Annotated in this window: 3 protein-coding genes; 1 reads left to right on the top strand and 2 read right to left on the bottom strand. The window is 65.2% G+C overall.

All coding sequences use genetic code 11. The features are described 5' to 3' along the window. On the bottom strand, nt 1–824 hold an 824-nt coding region (sucD, locus tag Q4C89_RS13875), incomplete at its 3' end, for a succinate--CoA ligase subunit alpha (protein ID WP_303103215.1). A gap of 2 nt (nt 825–826) precedes the next feature. After that, entirely contained in the window at nt 827–1,987 is a 1,161-nt protein-coding gene (sucC, locus tag Q4C89_RS13870; protein ID WP_303103214.1) for an ADP-forming succinate--CoA ligase subunit beta, read from the bottom strand. Between the two features lie 185 nt (nt 1,988–2,172). On the opposite strand from sucC, the gene Q4C89_RS13865 reads away from it, so the two are divergent. Then, on the top strand, nt 2,173–3,222 hold the full coding sequence (locus Q4C89_RS13865; RefSeq protein ID WP_303103213.1) for a Xaa-Pro peptidase family protein: 1,050 nt from the start codon (nt 2,173–2,175) through the stop codon (nt 3,220–3,222). The last annotated feature ends 81 nt before the right edge of the window (nt 3,223–3,303 follow it).

Below are 3,303 nucleotides of genomic sequence, written 5' to 3'. Positions count from 1 at the left end.
GCCAGCTTGCTCTCGGGGGTGCCCACGTCGCCCATGATGATGGCGCCCGCGTGACCCATGCGCTTACCCGCAGGAGCCGAGCGGCCAGAAATGAAGGCCACGACGGGCTTTTTCATGTTCTGCTTGATGTACTCGGCGGCGGCTTCTTCGTCGGCACCACCGATTTCACCGATGACCACTACGGCGTCGGTATCGGGGTCGGCCTCGAACATGGGCAGCACGTCGGCGAAGGTGGTACCGATGACAGGGTCGCCCCCGATGCCCACGGTGGTGCTGGTGCCCATTCCGGCGTCGTTCAGCAGCTTGGCGGCTTCGTAGGTCAGCGTGCCCGAGCGCGAGATCAGGCCGATGCGACCGGGGTTGGTGTAGATGCGGTTGGGCATGATGCCCACCTTGGCTTCCCCGTTGGTCACCAGGCCGGGGCAGTTGCCACCGATCAGGCGGATGCCCTGACCGCCGCTCTTGCGGCTCTCGGCGTCAAGCTGTTTGACTTCCTGCACAGCACGCATCATGTCCACGGTGGGCACGCCTTCGGTAATCAGGACGATGAGGGGAATGCCCGCGTGCGCGGCTTCCAGCACGGCGTCGGCAGCGCCAGCGGGAGGCACGAAGATGATGCTCACGTTCGCGCCGTGCTTTTCCTTGGCTTCGGCCACCGAGTTGTAGATGGGCCAGCCCTCGAAGTCCTGACCGCCCTTGCCGGGGGTCACGCCCGCGACGACCTGGGTGCCGAATTCCTTCATCGCGCGGCTGTGCTTGGCACCTTCGGAGCCGGTCATGCCCTGCACGATGACTTTGCTGTTCTTGTCAACCAGAATGCCCATGCTTACTTGCCTCCCAGTGCGTTCGCTTCCTTGGCCGCTTCACCTGCGGCTTCGAACATGGTGGGGTACATCTTGATCAGGTCGCTGTTCTTCTCGGCGAGCAGCGCCTTGGCTTCGTCCTCGGCGGTCCCGGCGATACGCATGCGCACCGGCTTGGTCAGGATGCCTTCCTCCAGCGCCTGAATCACGCCCTTCGCCACTTCGTCGGCGCGGGTGATGCCACCGAAGATGTTGATGAAGATGGCCTTCACGTCGGGGTCTTTGGACACCAGCTTGACGGCGTTGTACACCACGTCGGCCTTGGCACCACCGCCGATGTCGAGGAAGTTGGCGGGCTTGGCTCCGGCGCGGTTCACCACGTCCAGGGTGGTCATCACGATGCCGGCGCCGTTGCCCAGCACGCCCACGTTGCCGTCGTCCAGCTTGACGTAGGCGAAGCCGTACTCGCTCGCTTCCACTTCGAGGGGGTGCTCGGCGGACAGTTCGCGGTAGTGGGCGATGTCCTTGTGGCGGTACATGGCGTTGTCGTCCACTTCGAACTTGGTGTCGAGCGCCAGCGGGTTGCCGTCGGCGTCCACGAACAGCGGGTTGATCTCGACCAGCACGGCGTCGCGCTCGAAGGCGGCCTTGCTCATCTTGACCATCATGTCGGCAATCTTGTTCAGGTTGCCCTTGAATCCGGCCTTGATGGCGACTTCACGCGCTTCGTAGGGGCGCAGGCCAGTGACGGGATCAACGCGGTGCTTGATGATTTTTTCGGGGGTGGCGGCGGCCACTTCCTCGATTTCCATGCCGCCCTCGGCGGAGGCCATCAGGGTGTAGCTCTGCACGTTGCGGTCCACGATCATGCCGACGTAGTACTCGGTGCCCGCGTCAATGTCGACGGCCTTGGTCACCAGCACCTTCTCGACGGTCAGGCCCTTGATATCCATGCCCAGGATGTTCTTGGCGTTTTCCAGCGCCTTTTCCTCGCTGGGGCTGAACTTCACGCCGCCCGCCTTGCCGCGTCCGCCCACATGCACCTGGGCCTTGACGACCACAGGCTGGCCGTATTCCTTGTAGATGGCCTGCACTTCTTCGGGAGTGGTGGCGACTTTGCCTTCCTGCACGTTGACGCCGTACTGGCGCAGCACTTCTTTGCCCTGATACTCGTGGAGTTTCACGGTCTTGCCTCCTGTGGTGGGAATGACCCCCGTTTGGATGGGGGGGGTCGAAAAGTTTATTGTCCCGATAAACGAGTATACGGGGCGAGGGCGCGTCAGACGTCTGCTGTCTCTGCTGAGGGGACAGACGCAGTCCAGCGCCGACGCGTTGGGAGGCGCGAGGAGCGCGTGTTACCCTCGCAGCCATGACCAAATTGGAAGCTTTGGGCCCGGTTCTGGGCCGCGCTGGTGTGGACGCCCTCTGGGTCAGCGACCCGGCGGGAGTGCGCTGGCTGTCGGGATTTTCGAGTGCCGAGGACGGCAAGGTGCTGGTCACTTCTCAGGGGGCCACGCTCTACACCGACTCTCGCTACACCGTGCAGGCCGCCGAGGAATCGGGCCTGCCGCAGCACATCGCCCGCCCCCCTGCCACTTACGAACACGCGGCGGGTACGTTGCGCGGCCTGCGCGTGGGCTTTGAGGCCGAGAGCCTGACGGTGGCCGAACTCGAAGACCTGCGCGTGGCGTGGCCCGACTCGACGCTGGTGCCGTTGCGCGGGCTGCTCGGTGGGCTGCGGGCCGTCAAAACTGCCGATGAAGTGGCGGCCATCCGTGCAGCGCAGGCCCTTGCCGACGAGGTGTACGCCGAGGTGCGTCCCCTGATTCGGGCCGGAGTGCGCGAACTCGACATCGCCGCCGAAATCGAAACCCACCTGCGCCGCGCCGGGGCCGAAAGCGCCTTCGACCTGATTGTCGCCAGCGGCCCCAACGGAGCCAAGCCGCACGGTCACGCCAGCGCCCGCGTCATTGAGGACGGCGACCTGGTCACGGTGGACATGGGGGCCAAACTGCACGGCTACAACTCAGACATGACCCGCACGGTGGCGGTCGGGACGCCCAGCGCCGAGATGAAGAGGGTGTACAACGCTGTCCTGGAGGCTGAGGAAGCAGCCGTGCGGGCCATCAAGCCGGGGATGCGCGCCGCCGACCTCGACAAGCTGGCCCGCGACATCCTGACTGGGCATGGCCTGGGCGAAGCGTTCGCGCACTCGCTGGGCCACGGCGTAGGCCTCGAAGTCCATGAGGCGCCGGGTCTACGCGGCAGCAGCCAGGACGTGCTGGAAGCGGGCATGGTCATCACCATCGAACCCGGTGCCTACCTGCCCGGGGTGGGCGGCGTGCGGATCGAAGACCTGGTGCTGGTCACGGAAGACGGCTACGAAGTGCTGAGCCACGCGGCCAAGGAACCGGTGTGAGCGCAGGGCGGCCCTGGCTGCTGGCCCTGGCCTGCACGCTGCTCTGTCAGGCGGGAGCCTATACCGTGCAACGCGGCGATA

The sequence above is a fragment of the Deinococcus sp. genome, assembly GCF_030523985.1.
Classification (GTDB): domain Bacteria; phylum Deinococcota; class Deinococci; order Deinococcales; family Deinococcaceae; genus Deinococcus.
Note: the sequence above shows the minus strand (reverse complement) of the source record. Positions and strands in the feature narration are given on the sequence as shown.

Coding starts and splice junctions, on each gene's coding strand:
- Q4C89_RS13865 (WP_303103213.1), top strand. CDS start 2,173: ATGACCAAATTGGAAGCTTTGGGCCCGGTTCTGGGCCGCGCTGGTGTG.